The organism is Nocardia pseudovaccinii (assembly GCF_050942345.1).
Lineage (GTDB): Bacteria > Actinomycetota > Actinomycetes > Mycobacteriales > Mycobacteriaceae > Nocardia > Nocardia pseudovaccinii.
This window is the reverse complement of sequence record NZ_CP192074.1, coordinates 5,953,308-5,970,396: the sequence shown is the minus strand read 5'-3', so window position 1 is coordinate 5,970,396 and position 17,089 is coordinate 5,953,308. Positions and strand designations below refer to the sequence as shown.

The 17,089-nt window shown below is 64.6% G+C and carries 14 protein-coding genes and 3 pseudogenes; 10 read left to right on the top strand and 7 right to left on the bottom strand.

Annotated elements, in window-relative coordinates; all coding sequences use genetic code 11:
• The first annotated feature begins 3 nt into the window (after positions 1-3).
• Positions 4-552, top strand: a complete 549-nt coding sequence (locus tag ACQPZ2_RS26830; protein ID WP_433520986.1) for an LppP/LprE family lipoprotein — start codon at positions 4-6, stop codon at positions 550-552.
• A gap of 2 nt (positions 553-554) precedes the next feature.
• On the opposite strand, the gene ACQPZ2_RS26825 is transcribed toward ACQPZ2_RS26830, so the two are convergent.
• Positions 555-2,063: an FAD-dependent monooxygenase gene (locus ACQPZ2_RS26825; RefSeq protein WP_433520985.1), complete on the bottom strand. Its 1,509-nt coding sequence runs from the start codon at positions 2,061-2,063 to the stop codon at positions 555-557.
• A 46-nt stretch (positions 2,064-2,109) separates the two neighbouring features.
• Here ACQPZ2_RS26825 and ACQPZ2_RS26820 point away from each other — a divergent pair, with 46 nt between their 5' ends.
• The 3 genes from ACQPZ2_RS26820 to ACQPZ2_RS26810 all read left to right on the top strand — a co-directional run bounded on the left by ACQPZ2_RS26820 (position 2,110) and on the right by ACQPZ2_RS26810 (position 8,911).
• On the top strand, positions 2,110-2,841 hold the full coding sequence (locus ACQPZ2_RS26820) for a TetR/AcrR family transcriptional regulator (RefSeq protein WP_433520984.1): 732 nt from the start codon (positions 2,110-2,112) through the stop codon (positions 2,839-2,841).
• Positions 2,842-3,122: 281 nt separating this feature from the next.
• Positions 3,123-5,147 carry a CocE/NonD family hydrolase gene (locus ACQPZ2_RS26815; protein ID WP_433520983.1) on the top strand — a complete coding sequence of 675 codons (2,025 nt, stop codon included), beginning with the start codon at positions 3,123-3,125 and terminating at the stop codon, positions 5,145-5,147.
• Between the two features lie 317 nt (positions 5,148-5,464).
• Positions 5,465-8,911, top strand: coding sequence for a DNA-directed RNA polymerase subunit beta (locus ACQPZ2_RS26810; RefSeq protein WP_433520982.1), 3,447 nt, complete (start codon positions 5,465-5,467; stop codon positions 8,909-8,911).
• Here ACQPZ2_RS26810 and ACQPZ2_RS26805 read toward each other — a convergent pair.
• The gene (locus ACQPZ2_RS26805) at positions 8,900-9,820 is read right to left on the bottom strand and encodes an LLM class F420-dependent oxidoreductase (RefSeq protein ID WP_433520981.1); all 921 of its coding nucleotides are present in this window, start codon (positions 9,818-9,820) and stop codon (positions 8,900-8,902) included. The genes ACQPZ2_RS26810 and ACQPZ2_RS26805 overlap by 12 nt on opposite strands.
• A 146-nt stretch (positions 9,821-9,966) precedes the next feature.
• Here ACQPZ2_RS26805 and ACQPZ2_RS26800 point away from each other — a divergent pair.
• Both ACQPZ2_RS26800 and ACQPZ2_RS26795 read left to right on the top strand, forming a co-directional pair.
• Positions 9,967-10,329 (top strand): annotated as a pseudogene (locus ACQPZ2_RS26800) (RDD family protein); the annotation flags it as partial.
• Between the two features lie 120 nt (positions 10,330-10,449).
• Positions 10,450-10,953: a gluconokinase gene (locus ACQPZ2_RS26795; protein WP_433527532.1), complete on the top strand. Its 504-nt coding sequence runs from the start codon at positions 10,450-10,452 to the stop codon at positions 10,951-10,953.
• Between the two features lies 1 nt (position 10,954).
• Here ACQPZ2_RS26795 and ACQPZ2_RS26790 read toward each other — a convergent pair whose 3' ends face one another.
• Positions 10,955-11,176, bottom strand: a complete 222-nt coding sequence (locus tag ACQPZ2_RS26790) for a hypothetical protein (protein WP_433520980.1) — start codon at positions 11,174-11,176, stop codon at positions 10,955-10,957.
• A 142-nt stretch (positions 11,177-11,318) separates the two neighbouring features.
• Between ACQPZ2_RS26790 and ACQPZ2_RS26785 the strand changes: the two are divergent.
• Positions 11,319-11,858: pseudogene (locus ACQPZ2_RS26785) on the top strand (phosphatase PAP2 family protein); the annotation flags it as partial.
• A 23-nt stretch (positions 11,859-11,881) separates the two neighbouring features.
• On the opposite strand, the gene ACQPZ2_RS26780 reads toward ACQPZ2_RS26785, so the two are convergent.
• The 3 genes from ACQPZ2_RS26780 to ACQPZ2_RS26770 all read right to left on the bottom strand — a co-directional run bounded on the left by ACQPZ2_RS26780 (position 11,882) and on the right by ACQPZ2_RS26770 (position 14,458).
• A complete protein-coding gene (locus ACQPZ2_RS26780) occupies positions 11,882-12,682 on the bottom strand; it encodes a M50 family metallopeptidase (RefSeq protein ID WP_433520979.1) in 801 nt (266 codons plus the stop codon).
• A 51-nt stretch (positions 12,683-12,733) separates the two neighbouring features.
• Positions 12,734-13,780, bottom strand: a complete 1,047-nt coding sequence (locus ACQPZ2_RS26775) for a Gfo/Idh/MocA family oxidoreductase (RefSeq protein WP_433520978.1) — start codon at positions 13,778-13,780, stop codon at positions 12,734-12,736.
• A gap of 93 nt (positions 13,781-13,873) precedes the next feature.
• Positions 13,874-14,458: a hypothetical protein gene (locus ACQPZ2_RS26770; RefSeq protein WP_433520977.1), complete on the bottom strand. Its 585-nt coding sequence runs from the start codon at positions 14,456-14,458 to the stop codon at positions 13,874-13,876.
• A 222-nt stretch (positions 14,459-14,680) separates the two neighbouring features.
• On the opposite strand from ACQPZ2_RS26770, the gene ACQPZ2_RS26765 reads away from it, so the two are divergent.
• Together ACQPZ2_RS26765 and ACQPZ2_RS26760 are read left to right on the top strand one after the other, a co-directional pair.
• Positions 14,681-15,115 carry an SRPBCC family protein gene (locus ACQPZ2_RS26765; protein ID WP_433520976.1) on the top strand — a complete coding sequence of 145 codons (435 nt, stop codon included), beginning with the start codon at positions 14,681-14,683 and terminating at the stop codon, positions 15,113-15,115.
• Positions 15,108-15,545, top strand: a complete 438-nt coding sequence (locus tag ACQPZ2_RS26760; RefSeq protein WP_433520975.1) for a MarR family winged helix-turn-helix transcriptional regulator — start codon at positions 15,108-15,110, stop codon at positions 15,543-15,545. Before ACQPZ2_RS26765 ends, ACQPZ2_RS26760 begins: the two co-directional genes overlap by 8 nt.
• 158 nt (positions 15,546-15,703) lie before the next feature.
• Here ACQPZ2_RS26760 and ACQPZ2_RS26755 read toward each other — a convergent pair.
• Positions 15,704-15,971 (bottom strand): annotated as a pseudogene (locus tag ACQPZ2_RS26755) (hypothetical protein); the annotation flags it as partial.
• Between the two features lie 171 nt (positions 15,972-16,142).
• Here ACQPZ2_RS26755 and ACQPZ2_RS26750 point away from each other — a divergent pair.
• Positions 16,143-17,084: a tellurite resistance/C4-dicarboxylate transporter family protein gene (locus tag ACQPZ2_RS26750; RefSeq protein WP_433520974.1), complete on the top strand. Its 942-nt coding sequence runs from the start codon at positions 16,143-16,145 to the stop codon at positions 17,082-17,084.
• Positions 17,085-17,089: the final 5 nt, after the last annotated feature.

Genomic DNA, 17,089 nt, shown 5'->3' with positions numbered 1-17,089 from the left:
GTCATGCAGATCTATCGGCTCGTTTTGCTCACCTTCGGTATCGGACTCACCTGTGTGACCGGATGCGGCTCGGGCGATAACAGCGGCCGGATAACCGATTACGGACCGACCACTACGGCGGCGATTACGCCGAGTGCCGCGCCTACTGCGAAATGCGGCGTCGACCTGACCGCGCCGGTGATCGGTGCCACCATCGCCACGCTGCCCGTCGATCCGATCACCAAGGTGCCGTGGTCCACTGATCCGGCCGGATTCGAGGGCACCTTCGATCCGTGCGTCACGCTGTCGGCCGTGATCATTACGGTCGAGGGCGCGACCGGTAGTTCGCCGAATCAAGTGCTGCTGTTCCACAAGGGCGAATTCGTCGGTACCGGCACGCGGGAGAGTCTCGGGTTCACTTCGCTGGATCCGGGGCACACGACCGATGACACCGTCGGTGTGGTCTACAAGACGCCCGGCAGCTGCAATGCCTGCCCGGACGGAACGCCGACGCCGGTCCAATTCCATTGGGATGGAAAGCAAGTCCAGACGATCGGGACTCCGCCGAGATAACGTCATCGCATTATGCGATCCAGGGCGGCGTGCAGCTCGGCGGCCGGATCGCTCGGCAGGCTCGGCATGCGCCAGGCAATGATCTGATCGGGGCGCACGAGCAGTGCGCCGGTGGGGGAGAGGCCGACGGTGTCGGGCCAATCCTGGTCCAGCTCATGGATTTCCAGCGGTAGCCGGTTCTTCCATGCGGTGCCCGCCGGGCCGACCAGGAGAGCACAGGACGTTCCGATGAGGTCGAGTGTGGAGCGACCGTCGGGCAGGCGGTGATGCGGCAGTCGAGTGCCGGGTTGGCCGGTGAGATCGAGATGCGCCATGGTGTGCGTGCTGCCGTCGTCGATGAGCGCACCCACGTGGTAGCGATTGCCCAGGATCAGGGCGATCGGATCGGCGAGTGGTGTGGCGTCGGTGGCTTCGCGATTCATGGTGCGCAGGTCTGCGGTTCGGATGCTCGACTGGTCGGCGATGTACCAGCCTGCCGGTCGGCGTTCGGTGTGATAGGTGTCCAGCAATGCCGGATCGGCCTCCTCACGCAGGACGGCCGCCAACTTCCAGGCGAGGTTGTGTACGTCCTCGATGCCGGTATTCGCGCCCGCGGCGGCAAAGGGCGGCATGACATGAGCGGCGTCACCGGCCAGGAAGACGCGGCCCGCACGGTATTGCTCGGCGACGAACATCCCTGGCTCCCAAGGCAATACACTGAGCAGCTGGATGGGAATTTCGGGAACACCAATGGCCGTTCGCAATACGCTCGGCCATTCGTCAAGGGGTCGGTCGACACCTTCGGTGGTGGTGAATATCCAACGTTGTGAGCCGTCGATCGAGGCGAAAGCTCCCGGCGCATCGGCATTCTCGATCTGGCAGAGGTTGAATTCGCGGCCGCGCACCAGCTCGGCCAGCTCGGCGCGGAAGTAGACATTGACGGCTCGGCCGAGCGTGCCACGACCATCGCGCGGAATACCGAGCCGCTCGCGGATCGGACTCGAGGCGCCGTCGGCGGCAATCAGATAGTCCGCGCACAACCGCTCGACCGTGCCGTCGGCGGCACGACTCGTGGCGGTGACGCCCTGGGGCTCGTCGACGAAGTCCGTGAGCTCGACGCCGAACCGCACATCGCAGCCGCGTGCCATGGCGATGCGCCGCAGCACCGGCTCCAGCAGATCCTGGGCACACAGGCAGGCGGTGGCCGGGGTGACGGTCGACCAGTCCGGCACCCCACCGGGCAGCGTGAAGGGAATCCGTTCGGCCTGCGCGAGCGTCGGACCGGCCGCGAAGTGCTGGTGCGCCGCGAGGTCGCGAGCCGCATCCAGCACCTCCTCGGCAATGCCGATCTGGCCGAACAGTTCCATGGTCCGGATATTGATGCGCCGGGCCTTGGGCTGCGGCGAGGTGGTCGGCCTGCGTTCGACCAGCACCGTTGCCACGCCCTGGCGGTGCAGGAACAGCGCGGCCGACAGTCCGACCAATCCGCCGCCGACGATGAGAACACGAGGTTCGTGTACGTTGTACATCATGTGTACTTTGTACACGAATGGTTGAATGCCCGGCAAGGAGGTGGAAATGAGTGAGAATCCGTCGCCGCCCGGACCGTTGATCTGGTCGCTACCCGAACCGCCGGGCCGACCGACTACGACGCTGAGCCGGGCGAGCATCCTGCGTGCTGCGCTGACCGTGGCCGATGCCGAGGGCGCGCGGGCGCTGACCATGCGGCGGATCGCCACGGCGGTCGGTGCGTCCACGCCGATGTCGCTGTATCGCTATGTCGGCAGCAAGGACGGGCTGGTCGACCTGATGATCGACGCCGTTTACGGCGAGATTCCGCTACCCACAACACCTTCGGGCCATTGGCGCGCCGCGCTCGAAGAGCTTTCGCTGGCTACCTGGTCAGTGATCCAGCGCCACCTCTGGTTCGGTGAACTCGTGCACACGCGCCCGCCCCTCGGACCGAATGCGCTGCGCTACTTCGACTTCCGCTTCGCTCTCATGGAGTCCCTCGATATCGCCGCCGACGATATGACGTTGATCACCGCCGCCGTCGACGGTCATCTCATCGGCGCCGCACTGCAACTCGCAGAGGAGAACCGCATGCGGGCCCGTTCCGGACTGCGCACCGACGACGAGTTGGCCGCCGCCGCGCAACCGATGCTGGCGCCGATCCTCGCCGACGGTCGCTATCCGGCCTTCGCCCGCTGGCTCGCCGCGCGCACCACCACTGGCGGCGTAGACCCCGTCGAGTGGACGCTGACCAGCCTGCTCGACGGCATCACGGATCGCCTCGAACTGCCGAAATAGATGACCTTGCCGCCCGGGCGTTCGAAGTGGTGGCGTGTCCTCGTGGGGCTGAGCGCGGATCGGTCGTTCGACGTAGATCGGTCACGGTTCGGTCACACAGTGTCGTGGGTCCAGCGAGTCTGCGGGGAAATTCGACGAACCGAACGCACCGTACCTAGCGGAATATTCGCCAATAGGTTGCTATGGTCGTCGCGCGTCGAATCGGGCGATCTTATCTGCATGCTGCGTACCAGTCGAGAGGGGATCACGAGTTGTCGGGGCATGGAGTGGCACCTGCGCTTATGCGTTTGATTCGACTGGCGGCCGTGGTCGCGGCCGTGGTGGCACTGGCTTCGAGTGGCGGCGGCTCCGCGACTGCCGAGCAAAGCATCGACAACACCCTCGGCGAGCGATGGACCGCTATGCACGACGGCCCGCAGCAGTATCCCGATGTCCATATCGACTGGGACGTCCCGATTCGCATGAGCGACGGGGTCGTACTCAAGGCCAATGTGTATCGGCCCGTCGATGCGGCGAACAAGGTGGTCGGCCAGCCGTTGCCGACGATCGTGAATCTCACGCCGTACACCAAACTCATGAGCAATCTGGTCGATTCGGCGTTCGCCGCGCCCGGACTGCGGCCGTTCACCATGGATATGGTCCGGCGGCTCAACCTGTCCGGCACACCGATCAGCGGATTCGGCGACCTGATGCAAGCATTGGACGGCGGCATGATCCAGACCGTGCTCGGCATCGACCGCAATCTCATCCGCAGCGGGTACACGCTGGTCGTCACGGACGTCCGCGGCACCGGCTTCTCCCAGGGCAACTGGAACACGCTCGGCAAGCGTGAACAATTGGACACCCGCGAGGTGATCGATTGGGCGGCGAAGCAGCCGTGGTCCAACGGCACCGTCGGTATGAGCGGCGGCTCCTATGCGGGCATCAATCAACTGCGTGCGGCCGAAAACGCCCCTGCCGCACTGAAAGCCATCTTCCCGGTGGAGGCGGGTAGCGATCTGATGCGCGATGTCGTCGCGCCGGGCGGCGGTATCGGCACGACCTTCCTGCCACTGTGGTTGAACAATGTGAACCAGACGAAGTTGATTCCCGACGTGCAGTCCATGCTCAACGGCACCTTCGACTGGAAATGGCTCCAGGCCAGGATGGCCGATCCGGCAACCAATTCCGACCTGCTGGCCCAGGCGCTGCTGACCCCGTCGCTGGACCGGGTACCGACGACACTGGCCGCCGCACTCGACGACGACAGTGAATTCCGGCAGGGGATTCTCGGACATCCCGACCGAATCACGGTGCCCACCTTCATGTATGGCGGCTGGCACGACATCTTCGCCAATAGCGCGGCCAAGCTCTACAACGTGATCCCACTGCCGCAGGCGAAGAAGCAGTTGCTGATCGGCGATACCTATCATGCGAATCCGGGTGCCGGTACCGGTGCGGCCGGCGCGCCGCCGCGGCTGGATGTGCTGCAGCGGGTGTGGTTCGACAAGTGGCTCAAGGGCATCGATAACGGCATCGGCGACTTCGGGCCGATCACGCTGTGGGAGCAGGGCTCGGGCTGGAAGACCTTGGGGCAGTTCCCGGAATCCGGTGTCACGCATCGCCGTGTCTACCTGTCCTCGGTGTCGAGCGATACCGCCGAGCATTCGGTACACGACGGCTCGCTGTCCTCGACGAAGCCGAAGGAGCGCATCGCGCTGCAGGTGTCACCGGGGGTGACCATGGCGTGCTCACGCGATGCCGCGCAGGGCTCCGCCGGTCTAGCCGCGCCATTCGATATCTGCGCCAAGGACTCTCGCGTCGCCGAGGGCAACGGGCTGACCTTCACCAGTGCGGAGATACGTGAGCCGACGGTGATCTCCGGACCGATCAATGTGCACCTCAATGCGGTTCACGATGCGACGGACGGCTATTGGGACGTCACCGTCAACGATGTCTCGCCCGACGGCACGTCGACCGTGTTGACCACCGGCCAGCTCACCGCGTCACTGCGCGCGGTGGACGAGGCACGGAGTATGCGCTCGGCGAGCGGCGATTACACCGCGCCATACAACCCGATCACCCTGGAGAGCATGCTGCCCGTCGTGCCAGGAAAGCCGATGACGCTGGATATCGCGGTCATCCCGACGCAGGCCGTCTTGTTGCCCGGCCACCGGCTGCGGGTGGATGTGTTCGCCGGAAACGTGCCGAAGGCCTTGGCTTTTCGGCCGATGCTCAACGCCACTGAACTCAAGACGCAATACCTGCAGCTCGATCCGGATGCACCCAGCTTCGTCAATCTGCCAACGGACCGGCCCATCGCCTGAAATGTGTCGAAAAGCTTGACGTAGGCGGGTTGCGCAAGTTATTCTATAAACGGGAAGCAATTCAGCGTGGGTTTGACGTGGCCCAAAAACATTGACTTCTATTCTGATTCCGCACTCGACATTCAGTGAGTGCGAGTGTAATTTTGGACGTTGCGCTGGTTGCCTCCTGTCCACCTCACGAACCAATCGTTGTAAACATCATCCGCTGTGGTGATGTTTCCTTCGTGGTGCGCGAGTTTCGTTCGGGTGCGTGGCCGGGGCGGAATTCGTCAGTAGACAAGCGATGTTCGCGCATTGCGTGAGGGGAAGGACGCACCTTGTCAGAATCGAGCCGGACGGTCGGTGCACCGAAGCGGATTTCCTTCGCCAGGATACGGGAGCCACTGGAGGTCCCCGGCCTGCTCGACGTGCAGACCGATTCGTTCGCCTGGCTGATCGGCGGCCCGGAGTGGGAAGCCCGCGCCGCCGAGCTCGGCGTGGGTAGTTCGACAGGCGGACTGCAGGAGGTGCTCGAGGAGCTTTCGCCGATCGAGGACTTCTCCGGGTCGATGTCCCTTTCTTTCTCTGATCCTCGTTTCGAGGAGGTCAAGGCCTCCATCGACGAGTGCAAAGACAAGGACATGACCTACGCGGCGCCGTTGTTCGTGACCGCCGAGTTCATCAACAACAACACCGGTGAGATCAAGAGCCAGACGGTCTTCATGGGTGATTTCCCGATGATGACCGATAAGGGCACGTTCATCATCAACGGCACCGAGCGCGTGGTTGTTTCGCAGCTGGTGCGTTCGCCGGGTGTTTATTTCGATCACAGCGTCGACAAGGGTACGGAGAAGGATCTGCACGGGGTGCGGGTCATTCCGTCGCGTGGCGCTTGGCTGGAGTTGGATGTCGACAAGCGCGACACCGTCGGTGTGCGCATCGACCGCAAGCGCCGCCAACCCGTGACGGTCTTCCTCAAGGCGCTCGGCTGGAGTTCCGAGCAGATCACGCAGCGTTTCGGCTTTTCCGAGGTCATGATGTCGACCCTGGAGAAGGACCATACGGTCGGCACCGACGACGCCTTGCTCGATATCTATCGCAAGCTGCGTCCGGGTGAGCCGCCGACCAAGGAGTCCGCGCAAGCGCTCCTGGAGAACCTGTTCTTCAAGGAGAAGCGCTACGACCTGGCGCGCGTGGGTCGCTACAAAATGAACAAGAAGCTCGGCATCAGCACCACCACGGACCAGGTGCTGAACGAGGAGGATCTCATCGCGATCATCGAATACCTGGTCCGGCTGCACGCGGGCGAACGGACTATGACGGCGCCCGGTGGCGTCGAGGTTCGGGTCGAGGTCGATGACATCGACCATTTCGGCAACCGTCGCCTGCGCAGGGTCGGCGAGCTGATCCAGAACCAGATCCGGGTCGGCATGTCGCGGATGGAGCGGGTGGTCCGCGAGCGGATGACCACCCAGGACGTCGAAGCCATCACCCCGCAGACGCTGATCAATATCCGTCCGGTCACCGCGTCGATCAGGGAGTTCTTCGGGACTTCGCAGCTGTCGGTGTTCATGGACCAGAACAACCCGCTGTCGGGTCTGACCAATAAGCGCCGGCTCTCGGCGCTGGGCCCGGGTGGTCTGTCCCGGGAACGCGCCAGCCTCGAACTGCGCGATGTGCACCACAGTCACTATGGCCGGATGTGCCCGATCGAGACCCCGGAAGGCCCGAATATCGGCCTGATCGGCTACCTGTCGGTGTACGCGCGGGTCAATCCGTTCGGCTTCATCGAGACGCCGTACCGCAAGGTGGTCGACGGCAGGGTGACCGATGACGTCGAATACCTCACCGCGGACGAAGAGGAACGGTATGTGCGTGCGCAGGCCAATTCGCTGACCGACGCGGACGGATACCTGGTGGAGGACAAGATCCTGGCCCGGCGCCTCGGCGAGGAGGTCGAATCGGTTCCCGCCGACGAGGTCGACTACATGGATGTCTCACCGCGCCAGATGGTTTCGGTCGCGACCGCGATGATTCCGTTCCTCGAGCACGACGATGCCAACCGTGCCCTCATGGGTGCGAACATGCAGCGCCAGGCCGTGCCGCTGATCCGTTCCGAATCCCCGATTGTCGGTACCGGTATGGAGTTTCGTGCCGCACTCGATTCGGGCGATGTGGTCGTCAACACGAAAGCCGGTGTGGTGGAGGAGGTTTCGGGCGACTTCATCACCGTGATGGCCGACGACGGCACCCGCAAGAGCTACCGGTTACGCAAGTTCGCCCGCTCGAACCAAGGCAATTGCGTCAATCAGCGCCCGATCGTGGACGAGGGCCAGCGCGTCGAGTCCGGTCAGGTGCTCGCCGATGGCCCGTGCACCGAGAACGGTGAGATGGCGCTCGGCAAGAACCTGCTGGTGGCGATCATGCCGTGGGAAGGCCACAACTACGAGGACGCGATCATCCTGTCGCAGCGCATCGTCGAACAGGACGTGCTCACCTCGATCCACATCGAGGAGCACGAAGTCGATGCCCGCGACACCAAGCTCGGTGCCGAGGAGATCACCCGCGATATCCCGAACGTCTCCGACGAAGTGCTCGCCGATCTCGACGAACGCGGCATCATCCGTGTCGGTGCGGAGGTGCGTCACGGTGACATCCTGGTCGGCAAGGTCACTCCAAAGGGTGAGACCGAGCTGACCCCGGAGGAACGATTGCTGCGCGCGATCTTCGGTGAGAAGGCGCGCGAAGTGCGCGACACCTCGATGAAGGTGCCGCATGGTCAATCGGGCAAAGTTATCGGTATTCGGGTGTTTTCGCGCGAGGACGACGACGATCTGCCGCCCGGTGTCAATGAACTGGTGCGCGTCTATGTCGCGCAGCAGCGCAAGATCCAGGACGGCGACAAGCTGGCCGGACGTCACGGCAACAAGGGTGTCATCGGCAAGATCCTCCCTACCGAGGACATGCCGTTCCTGCCTGATGGCACTCCGGTGGACATCATCCTGAACAGTCACGGTGTGCCGCGTCGTATGAACATCGGCCAGATCTTGGAGACCCACCTCGGGTGGATCGGCAAGGCGGGCTGGGAGATTCAGGGCACACCCGACTGGGCGATTTCGCTGCCCGAGGACATGCGGGCCGCGCCTGCCGACAGCAATCTCGCCACGCCGGTCTTCGACGGGGCACGTGAGGAAGAGCTCAGCGGGCTGCTCGGCTGCACACTGCCCAACCGCGACGGTGAGGTGATGGTCGGTGCGGATGGTAAAGCGACATTGTTCGACGGACGTTCCGGTGAGCCGTTCCCGTATCCGGTCGCGGTCGGCTACATGTACATCCTGAAGCTGCACCACCTGGTCGACGACAAGATCCACGCCCGTTCGACCGGTCCGTACTCGATGATCACCCAGCAGCCGCTCGGAGGTAAGGCGCAGTTCGGTGGTCAGCGCTTCGGTGAGATGGAGTGCTGGGCCATGCAGGCCTACGGCGCCGCTTACACGCTGCAGGAGTTGCTCACCATCAAATCCGACGATATCGCGGGCCGGGTCAAGGTGTACGAGGCGATCGTCAAGGGCGACAACATTCCGGAGCCGGGCATTCCGGAGTCGTTCAAGGTGCTCCTGAAGGAGCTCCAGTCGCTGTGCCTCAACGTCGAGGTGCTGTCCTCCGACGGCGCCGCCATCGAAATGGGCGGCACCGACGAGGACGATATCGATCGGACGGCGGCGAATCTGGGAATCAACCTGTCCCGCAATGAATCCGCCACCGTGGACGATCTACAGCTGTGACATCACCTGGGCCGCAATGAGTTCCAGGTGTGCCAGATCGTCGAGGTCGAGGATCTGGAGATAGAGACGGGTAGCGCCGATTTCGGCGTAGCGGGCGATCTTGTCGACAACCTCGGCGGGGGAGCCCGCGAGCCCGTTGGTCTTCAGTTCCTCGACCTCACGGCCGATGGCGGCCGCCCGGCGCGTCACCTCGGCATCGGAGGCCCCGACACAAGCCACCAGGGCATTGGAGTAGACCAGATCGTCGGGGCGGCGGCCGCGAGCCTCGGCGGCGGCGCGCACGCGGTCGAACTGACGGGCGCTGTCCTCGGGCGAGGCGAAGGGCATATTGAATTCGGCGGCGTAGGTGGCGGCCAGGCGTGGGGTGCGTGTCGCACCGTGCCCGCCGATCAGCAGCGGCACCGGATCCTGCACCGGCTTCGGCAGGGCAGGGGAATCTGTGATCGCGTAATGCGCACCTTCGAAGGTGAACTTATCGCCGACCTTGGTCGCCCACAGGCCGGTGATGATCGCAAGCTGCTCCTCGAACCTGGTGAACTTGTCCGGCGGGAAAGGGATGCCGTAGGCGGCATGTTCCTCGGCGAACCATCCGCTGCCGAGTCCGAATTCGACTCGGCCGCCGGACATTTGATCCACCTGGGCGACCTGGATGGCCAGCGGTCCGGGTAGCCGGAAGGTGGCGGCCGTCACCAGGGTGCCGAGCCGGATGCGCTTGGTCTCCCTGGCCAGCCCCGCCAGAGTGATCCAGGCGTCGGTCGGGCCGGGCCGGCCGTCGATGCCACCCATGGCCAGATAGTGGTCGGAGCGGAAGAACGCGTCGAAACCCAGATCCTCGCTGGCTTTTGCGACGGTGAGCAGTGTGTCGTAGCTGGCGCCCTGCTGCGGTTCGGTGAAGATGCGTAGATCCATGCCGACCATGGTGCCCGAGATTGATCTTGTCGGTCGGGTCTGATTCGCCGCCGCTTATCATTGGCCAGTCACACACGGAGGGGATCTCGAGTACGTCGAGTACCGCCTACCTCACAATCCCCTCTGGTCGGTATCGGCTCGCGGCCATGGGGACCCGGCTGGGCGCGCGGCTCATCGATATCGTGATCATCGGCATACCGATCGGTATTGTTGCCGCGGCCGTGGTCGCGAGCACGAACTCGTCGAACGAATTCCCCGCCGAGACCGATTCCGGATTCGCCATGGGGACCGCGCTGCTGGTCGCTGCACTCGGCTTGCTCGCAAGCATCGCTTATGACGTCGGCTTGACCGCGACCCAGGGCGCGACCTTCGGGAAGAAGGCATTCGGCATTCGCGTCGTGCGGATCGACACGGCCGACGCGCCGGGCGAGGGTATCGGCTTTGCGGCGGCCTTGATCCGCTGGGCGACTCTCGTGCTTCCGAGCGGCCTATGTGTTATCTGGGGTGTGCTCTGTGCGGTGTCGCCGTATTTCGATCATGCGCCCGGGAGGGTTGGCATGACAAAGTTGCCGGAACTTTCGTGCTCGCGTACCGGGGCTACCGATAGGGTCGGCGTGGTGAGTGCAGGCATGACATATCGGCCGGTTGTCGTCGTGATGGGAGTATCCGGATGCGGAAAGTCCACGGTCGGTGCACTGCTTGCCGAGACACTGCAGGTCGAATATGCCGAGGGTGACGATTTCCATCCGGCTTCGAATATCGAGAAGATGGCGGCCGGTGTGCCGCTGACGGATGCGGATCGCGCGCCGTGGCTCGATATCGTGGCGGCGTGGCTGGGGGAGCGGCGTGAGCGCGGCGGGGTGGTCAGCTGCTCGGCGCTCAAGCGCGGCTATCGCGATCGATTGCGTGCGGCCGCACCCGAGGCGTTCTTCGTCCATCTGTCCGCATCGCGCGCGGAACTGGCCCGCCGAATGGAGACGCGCCGTGGCCATTTCATGCCCGCGACGTTGCTCGACTCACAGCTCGCCGCCTTGCAGCCATTGGCCCCGGATGAATTCGGCATCACCGTGGACGCGACCGCGGATCCCGTCGAACTGGTTCGCGAGGCGGTAACCGCCTGGGAGTCGAGCTGACTCAGGTGTTCGTGCGTCGCCGCACGACCCGGGTCGCCAGCCAGGCCACGCCGAGTACGAGCAGTGGGGTGAGCAGCAGCAGCGGGACCGTCGCGGCACCCGCGAGCGGATGCAGCCAGCCCGCGACGGTATCGCATATCGCGTCGATCAGGGCGCGAGCCAACTCTGCCACTGGCGAGTGCTCGTCCGGTCCGGTGCTGGCGTGGTCCGGCCATCGATTCACGGCCAATACCCTACGACATCGGATCGGTAGATCCGGTAGATCCACGGCCGGACACTCAGCAACCTCACAGCTGCGAATCTGGCATCGTGGAGGTGTGACAAATCGCCCGCTACCGGTTCGGAGCATCGCGGTGCTGACCGCGATGGTCTTCGCCATTACCGGCAGCGTGCTCGGGCGCGACGGCATCACCGCGATAGATCAGCCGGGGACCGATTGGGTGATCCAGCGCCGTGCCGGGCTGGTCACGCCGGTTGCGATCGGGGTCAGCGACCTGGGCGGCACACTGGCGATGACGGCACTGGCGGTGGTCCTGTGTCTAGTGCTGGTTTGGCGTCGGCGGTGGCCGGAGGCGGTGCTGGCCGGTGTCGCGACCGCGGGCGCGGGCGTGCTCGTCGTGGTCGGCAAACATCTGGTCGGCCGTAGTCGCCCGCCCGAGGCGGATCGTCTGGTCACCGAGACCAATCAGGCATTTCCGTCCGGACACAGTCTCGGATCGATTGTGGTGATCGGACTCCTTGCCGCAGTGGTGCTTTCGCGCCTGCACCGCCCGGCCGCTCGCCGCATCGCGGTGACCGTCGCGGCCGTATTCGTTGTGGCCGTTGGTCTTTCCCGCTGGTATCTGGGCGTGCACTGGCCGACCGATGTGCTCGGCGGCTGGTGTATCGGCGCGCTGTGGCTCGCGCAGTGTCTGGCGGCGTACCGGGCCTATCTGGTCGGCAGGGCCGGTGTGGTGCACTCTGCGCCGGAGACATTGGGAATACAGACACCCGCGGCCTCGGACAGCAGCAGCGCCCCGCCGACCAGCGCGGCCACCGCGATCGCACCGAAGACGAACACCCACAGCAGCGCGGGAATGTGAGTGAGCCGCGCGAGCTGATCGGCATCGGAATCCGCGCCCTGCGGCATATTCCAGCGGCGGACCCGTCCGCGCTGCAATTCGATCACCGGCCGGGTGCCCGCGAGCAGTAGGAACCACGCGCCGAGATATGCGAAACCGGCCTGGACCGTATCCGTTCCGAACCAGGACACCGCGAAGATGATGGCGCCCAAACCGAATACCGTCAGCAATCCGTAGACGTTGCGGACCTTGATCAGGACGGCGGCGAGCAACGCGATCGCGGTCCAGAGCATGAGGGTGATCCGGTTGGCGCCGAGCAGTGCGGCGAAGCCGAGACCGAGCAGCGGTGGCGAGGGATAGCCCGCCATCGCGGTCATGATCATGCCGAAGCCGTAGGGCTTTCCGCTCGATACGGTCAGGCCGGAGGTGTCGGAGTGCAGTGTGATGCTGTTGAGCCTGCGGCCGGTGAGCAGTGCGGTGAGTGCATGGCCGCCCTCGTGCGCGATGGTGACCACATTGCGGGTGATCCGCCACAGCGGGCTGTATCCGACCAGAATCAGGGCCGCGACTGCTGTCGCGATGACCAGCCACCACGGTGGCGCGGCCTGGGTTGTGGTGAGCCGGTCCGCGATGGAGGCGCCGCGCTCGACGAATTCCGCTGTTTGCACCGCCGCACCTTATCCGGCCGCGGCGAGCTTCGCTGAGTCGTCGCGAGCCGGTCAGGTGGTGACGAACTCGCCGAGATCCGCCGACCTGCGGGCGGCGTCGAGCAATCGCAAGGTGGTGACGGCGTCGCGTGGGTCGACCGGAACGGGTGCGCCGTCGAGGAGTGCGGCGGCCATGGCCTCGTAGAACGCGGGGTAGTCACCCGCCAGCGTGGGGACGGTTTCGACGTCGGGTTCCGCGCCCACGGTGCCCCACCCCCCGGGTTCGACTGTGCCCCAAGGACCGTTACCGGGGCGATGGCCCGACCGCAATGCGTTCTCCTGCGGATCCAATCCGTAAGTGAGGTAACCGGCCTCGGAACCGAGCACCCTGAATCGGGGTCCCAGCTGCGGAGTTACCGCGCTCATCCAGAGGTGCGATCGCACACCCGAGGTGTGGGTGAGTGCGACGAAGGCGTCGTCATCGGTCTGGATATTCGGGCGTCGCCGATCCAGTTCGCCGTACACCGAGCGCACCGGACCGAACAGTGTCACCGCCTGATCGATCAGATGACTGCCGAGGTCGAACAGCAGTCCGGCGCCGTCGTCGGCGGAACCGACTTCGCGCCAGCCGCCTTTCGGCACCGGACGCCACCGCTCGAACCGGGACTCGAAACGGCGTACTTCGCCGAGCCGCCCGTCCTCGATCAGCTGCCGCACCGTCAGGAAGTCGCCGTCCCAGCGCCGGTTCTGGAATATCGATAGCGCCAGACCGGCTTGCTCGGCCCGCGCGATCAGATCCTCGCCCTCGGCCACGTTCACCGCGAACGGCTTGTCGACGACCACCGGCAGCCCGGCGTCCAGCGCCTGCCGAGCCAGCGGCGCATGCGTTCGATTCGGCGTCGCGATAACCACCAGATCGATGCCCCCGGCATCGGCGAACAGTTCATCCGCGCTCGCCAACACCCGCACCCCGGGATGCTCGCGTCGCGCCTGCCCAGCGCGCTCGGATGACCCCGTAACCACCGCCGCCACCCGCATCCGCGGCTGCGCGGCGATCAGCGGCGCATGGAACACCGACCCGGCCAATCCGTACCCGACGATGGCGACCTGCAGGCTCATCGTTCCGACGCTACCGTGACTCTCTCTGGCCGCGCCGGTCCGGCTGAAAGCACCATCAGCGGCTGAGATCGCTCTGGGACTACGATCGCACGCTTACGGATGTTCCTGGGTGTCACGGTAGCCGCGACGACCGAACTGTCGACGACGCATGCCCTCGAGCATTTCGAGGCGTTCGTCGAGATCGACATCCGACGGTGGCTGGATGCCGAGATCCTCTCGAAGGGCGCGGCGCAGCAGGCGGACGGCAAATCCTAGTGTGTCGTCAAGATAATGATCGAGTGCCGCAACTTGTTCCGTTTCGTTCGTTTCGATGTCGAGGGCAGCCTGGTGGCCCTCCTCGATGCACCGATTGACTTCGGACGCGATATCCAGGGCGCGATCCGACAGCACCATCTGCGCGCGTGCATAGCTGTCGCGCAAGGCTTCCCACGCTGTCGCGAACTTCTCCGGCGCTGCGTTCGCGCTGTCCTTCTCGGCAAGGTAGCGGCGGGCGGTGGTGCGGAAGTAGTGGGCCGAGGCGTTGAGCGCCGCGTAGGCCGCGCGCTTCTCGTCGATGGTCTCCTTGTGTGCGAGCGCCAGACGCTCCTCCGCGCGATGGTCGCGCTGCAGCTGGGCATCGATTCGTTTGCCGCGGATTGCATAGAACTGCGTCACGATGCCACCGCCGAGTGTTCCCACGACGGATATCGCCGCAACCGACACATTGGTCCAATCCAGGCTCACGCCAAGGATTTTGCCCCATCGAACAACCATAGTCGCATCTACAGTCCGTCGACCGCCGTCACACTTCCTGTGCACCGGGGTTCCGGCTGCCGTGGCACTTTCGAATCCTTGACTTGTTGTTGCGACAACAGATACTGTTGTCGCAACAACAAGTAATGTGAACCTGGGAGTGTTCCGATGTACGTGATCCATGAAGAAGCCGTTATTTCCGGAGAGATCGAGGAGATCTGGCGGGCCGCTACCGACGTGGCCAACTGGTCGTCCTGGGATCCGCACGAGGAGAAGGCGCGGATCGATGGGCCGTTCGCGCCGGGAACCACGGGCTGGGTGAAACCCAAAGGCGCACCGGCTGGTCCGTTCACCATCACCGCCGTTGATTCCGGACGTTCGTGGACAAGTGAGGCCGGGATTCCGTTCGGCAAGATCCGCGGTCACTACACCTACGAACCGCTCGACGACGGAACCGTGCGCGTAGCGAAGCGAATGGAGGTGCACGGCCCGTTCCGGCCGATCTTCCGGCTGATCTGGGAGCGCGGCATTCGCACCGATATGCAGCTGACCATCGCGGCGCTGGAACTCGAGGCGCGACGACTCGGGGGCGAACATGGCTGAACCACAAGGCCCACTGATGAGTCCGGGCTTCTGGCTGCATCACGCCGCCCTGGAATGGCGTGCCACCGTCGAACGTAACCTGCGCCCCCTCGGCCTCACCCTCACCCAATTCAACCTGCTCGCCTCGGCCGGTTGGCTCGGCAGGCAGGGTGAACCGCCGACCCAACAGCAGGTAGTCGACATGGCAGGCGCCGACCGCATGATGGGCTCCCGCGTAATCCGCGTCCTGGAAGACCGCACTCTCCTCACCCGCCGCCCCGACCCCGACGATGCCCGAATCCTCCGCATCGCAGTCACCTCGGAAGGCCGCACCCTGGCCCGCCGCGCCATCCGCATAGTCGTAGACACCGATGAACAATTCTTCGGCCCTGACAGCGAAACCCTCCGCGATCGCCTCAAATCGATTGCCGCGCAACGTATTGGGATATGACGACAGCCAGCCGTCGACTCTGTATTGTTCGGCCGATTCCGAGGGCGGCATGGCCTTGGCGCGGTCGAGAAACGGGTGCGGTTCGTGGGCGCAGCCGACCGGCAACGAAATTCGCTCCTGGAACTCGGCATCGGATAGTCCAGGCAGTCCTGCTCTCGATTCGCCCGCACCAGACCGCCTTTGCCCTTGGATTGCTGATACTCCCGGCGCAGTGTGGGATCGGCCCGGATTTCCGCCCATTCGGTGACCGAATCGCCGGTGCGATGCTTGGCTTCCCGATACATTCGCAGCAGCACGCCGCGGGTAGGGATAGCGGACTCGGATCGGCGAATAGGAGTAGCAGGGGAAAGCGGCACCGCGCGGGCAACCGTGTGGCTCGTATTCGGGCCGGTCCGCGCCGACCGAGGGATGATCGATCGCCTGGGTCAACGACAGCGCATCCGGTTCGGTCATAGATCCCGCCACCCGCCTTCGGACGGTGTGCACGACTATCCGGCTCCCTCGAAACCCAATCGCGCCGATTCCGCAGTCGCCTCGCCGAAATCGCTTGCTATCGAGTTGCTTGACCAAGATCGTATTTCGAGATGTGATATCCGGGTGGCACAGCGATGGTGGCAGGATCTACCGCCGGTGGCGGGGTCATTCGTCATGGCGACCGGAATCGTGTCCGTGGGATTGCATCTCACCGGATTCGAAGTCGTGTCGTGGCTGATATTCGCACTCGCGGCGGCGGTCTGGCTGCTGCTCGCGATAGATTTCGGCACGCGACTGCTGTGGCATCGTTCGCAATGGGAGGCCGAGGCGGATACCCCGCCCGCATTGACCGGGGTCGCGGCGACAACGGTACTCGGGACGCGATTAGCACTGTCGGGCTGGCAGATTGTGGCTTGCGCATTATTGGTGCTGGCCGCGGCGATCTGGCCCGGACTATTGGTCGCGGTGCTGCGGCATTGGAATCGGCGGATGGCGGGCAGGGCATTCCTGGTGTGTGTTTCTACCCAGGGCCTCGCGGTGCTGGCGGGGACATTGGCGCGGGCCGATGTCGGTGATTGGCTCGCCTGGGTGGCGTTGGCGTTGTTCTGTATCGGTGTGCTGCTATATCTCGCGGCCTTCGCTCATTTCGATATTCGGCAGGTGTGGATCGGTGCGGGCGATCAATGGGTCGCCACCGGTGCGCTGGCGATTTCGACGCTGGCTGCCGCCGAACTCGTTGGCGCACACCAGTGGACCGGCGCCGCGCATCGGCTGCTCGAGGTGGTCGTGCTGATCGTCCTGGGCCTCAACCTGGTCGGCTACACGATCCTGATGGTCGCCGAGGTGATCCGCCCGCGACCCGAGTACGACATCCGGCGCTGGGCCACGGTTTTCCCGCTCGGTATGACCGCGGTCGCGACGCTGACCACCAGTACGGCCACCGACCTGCCTGCACTACGCGCGCTCGGCGACCTGCTGCTTCTGGTTGCGGTGGGCGCATGGGCGCTCACCTTCGCCGTATTGCTCGCGGACCGAACGACATTCGAATCCGATCGGTCCGCGTAATCGGC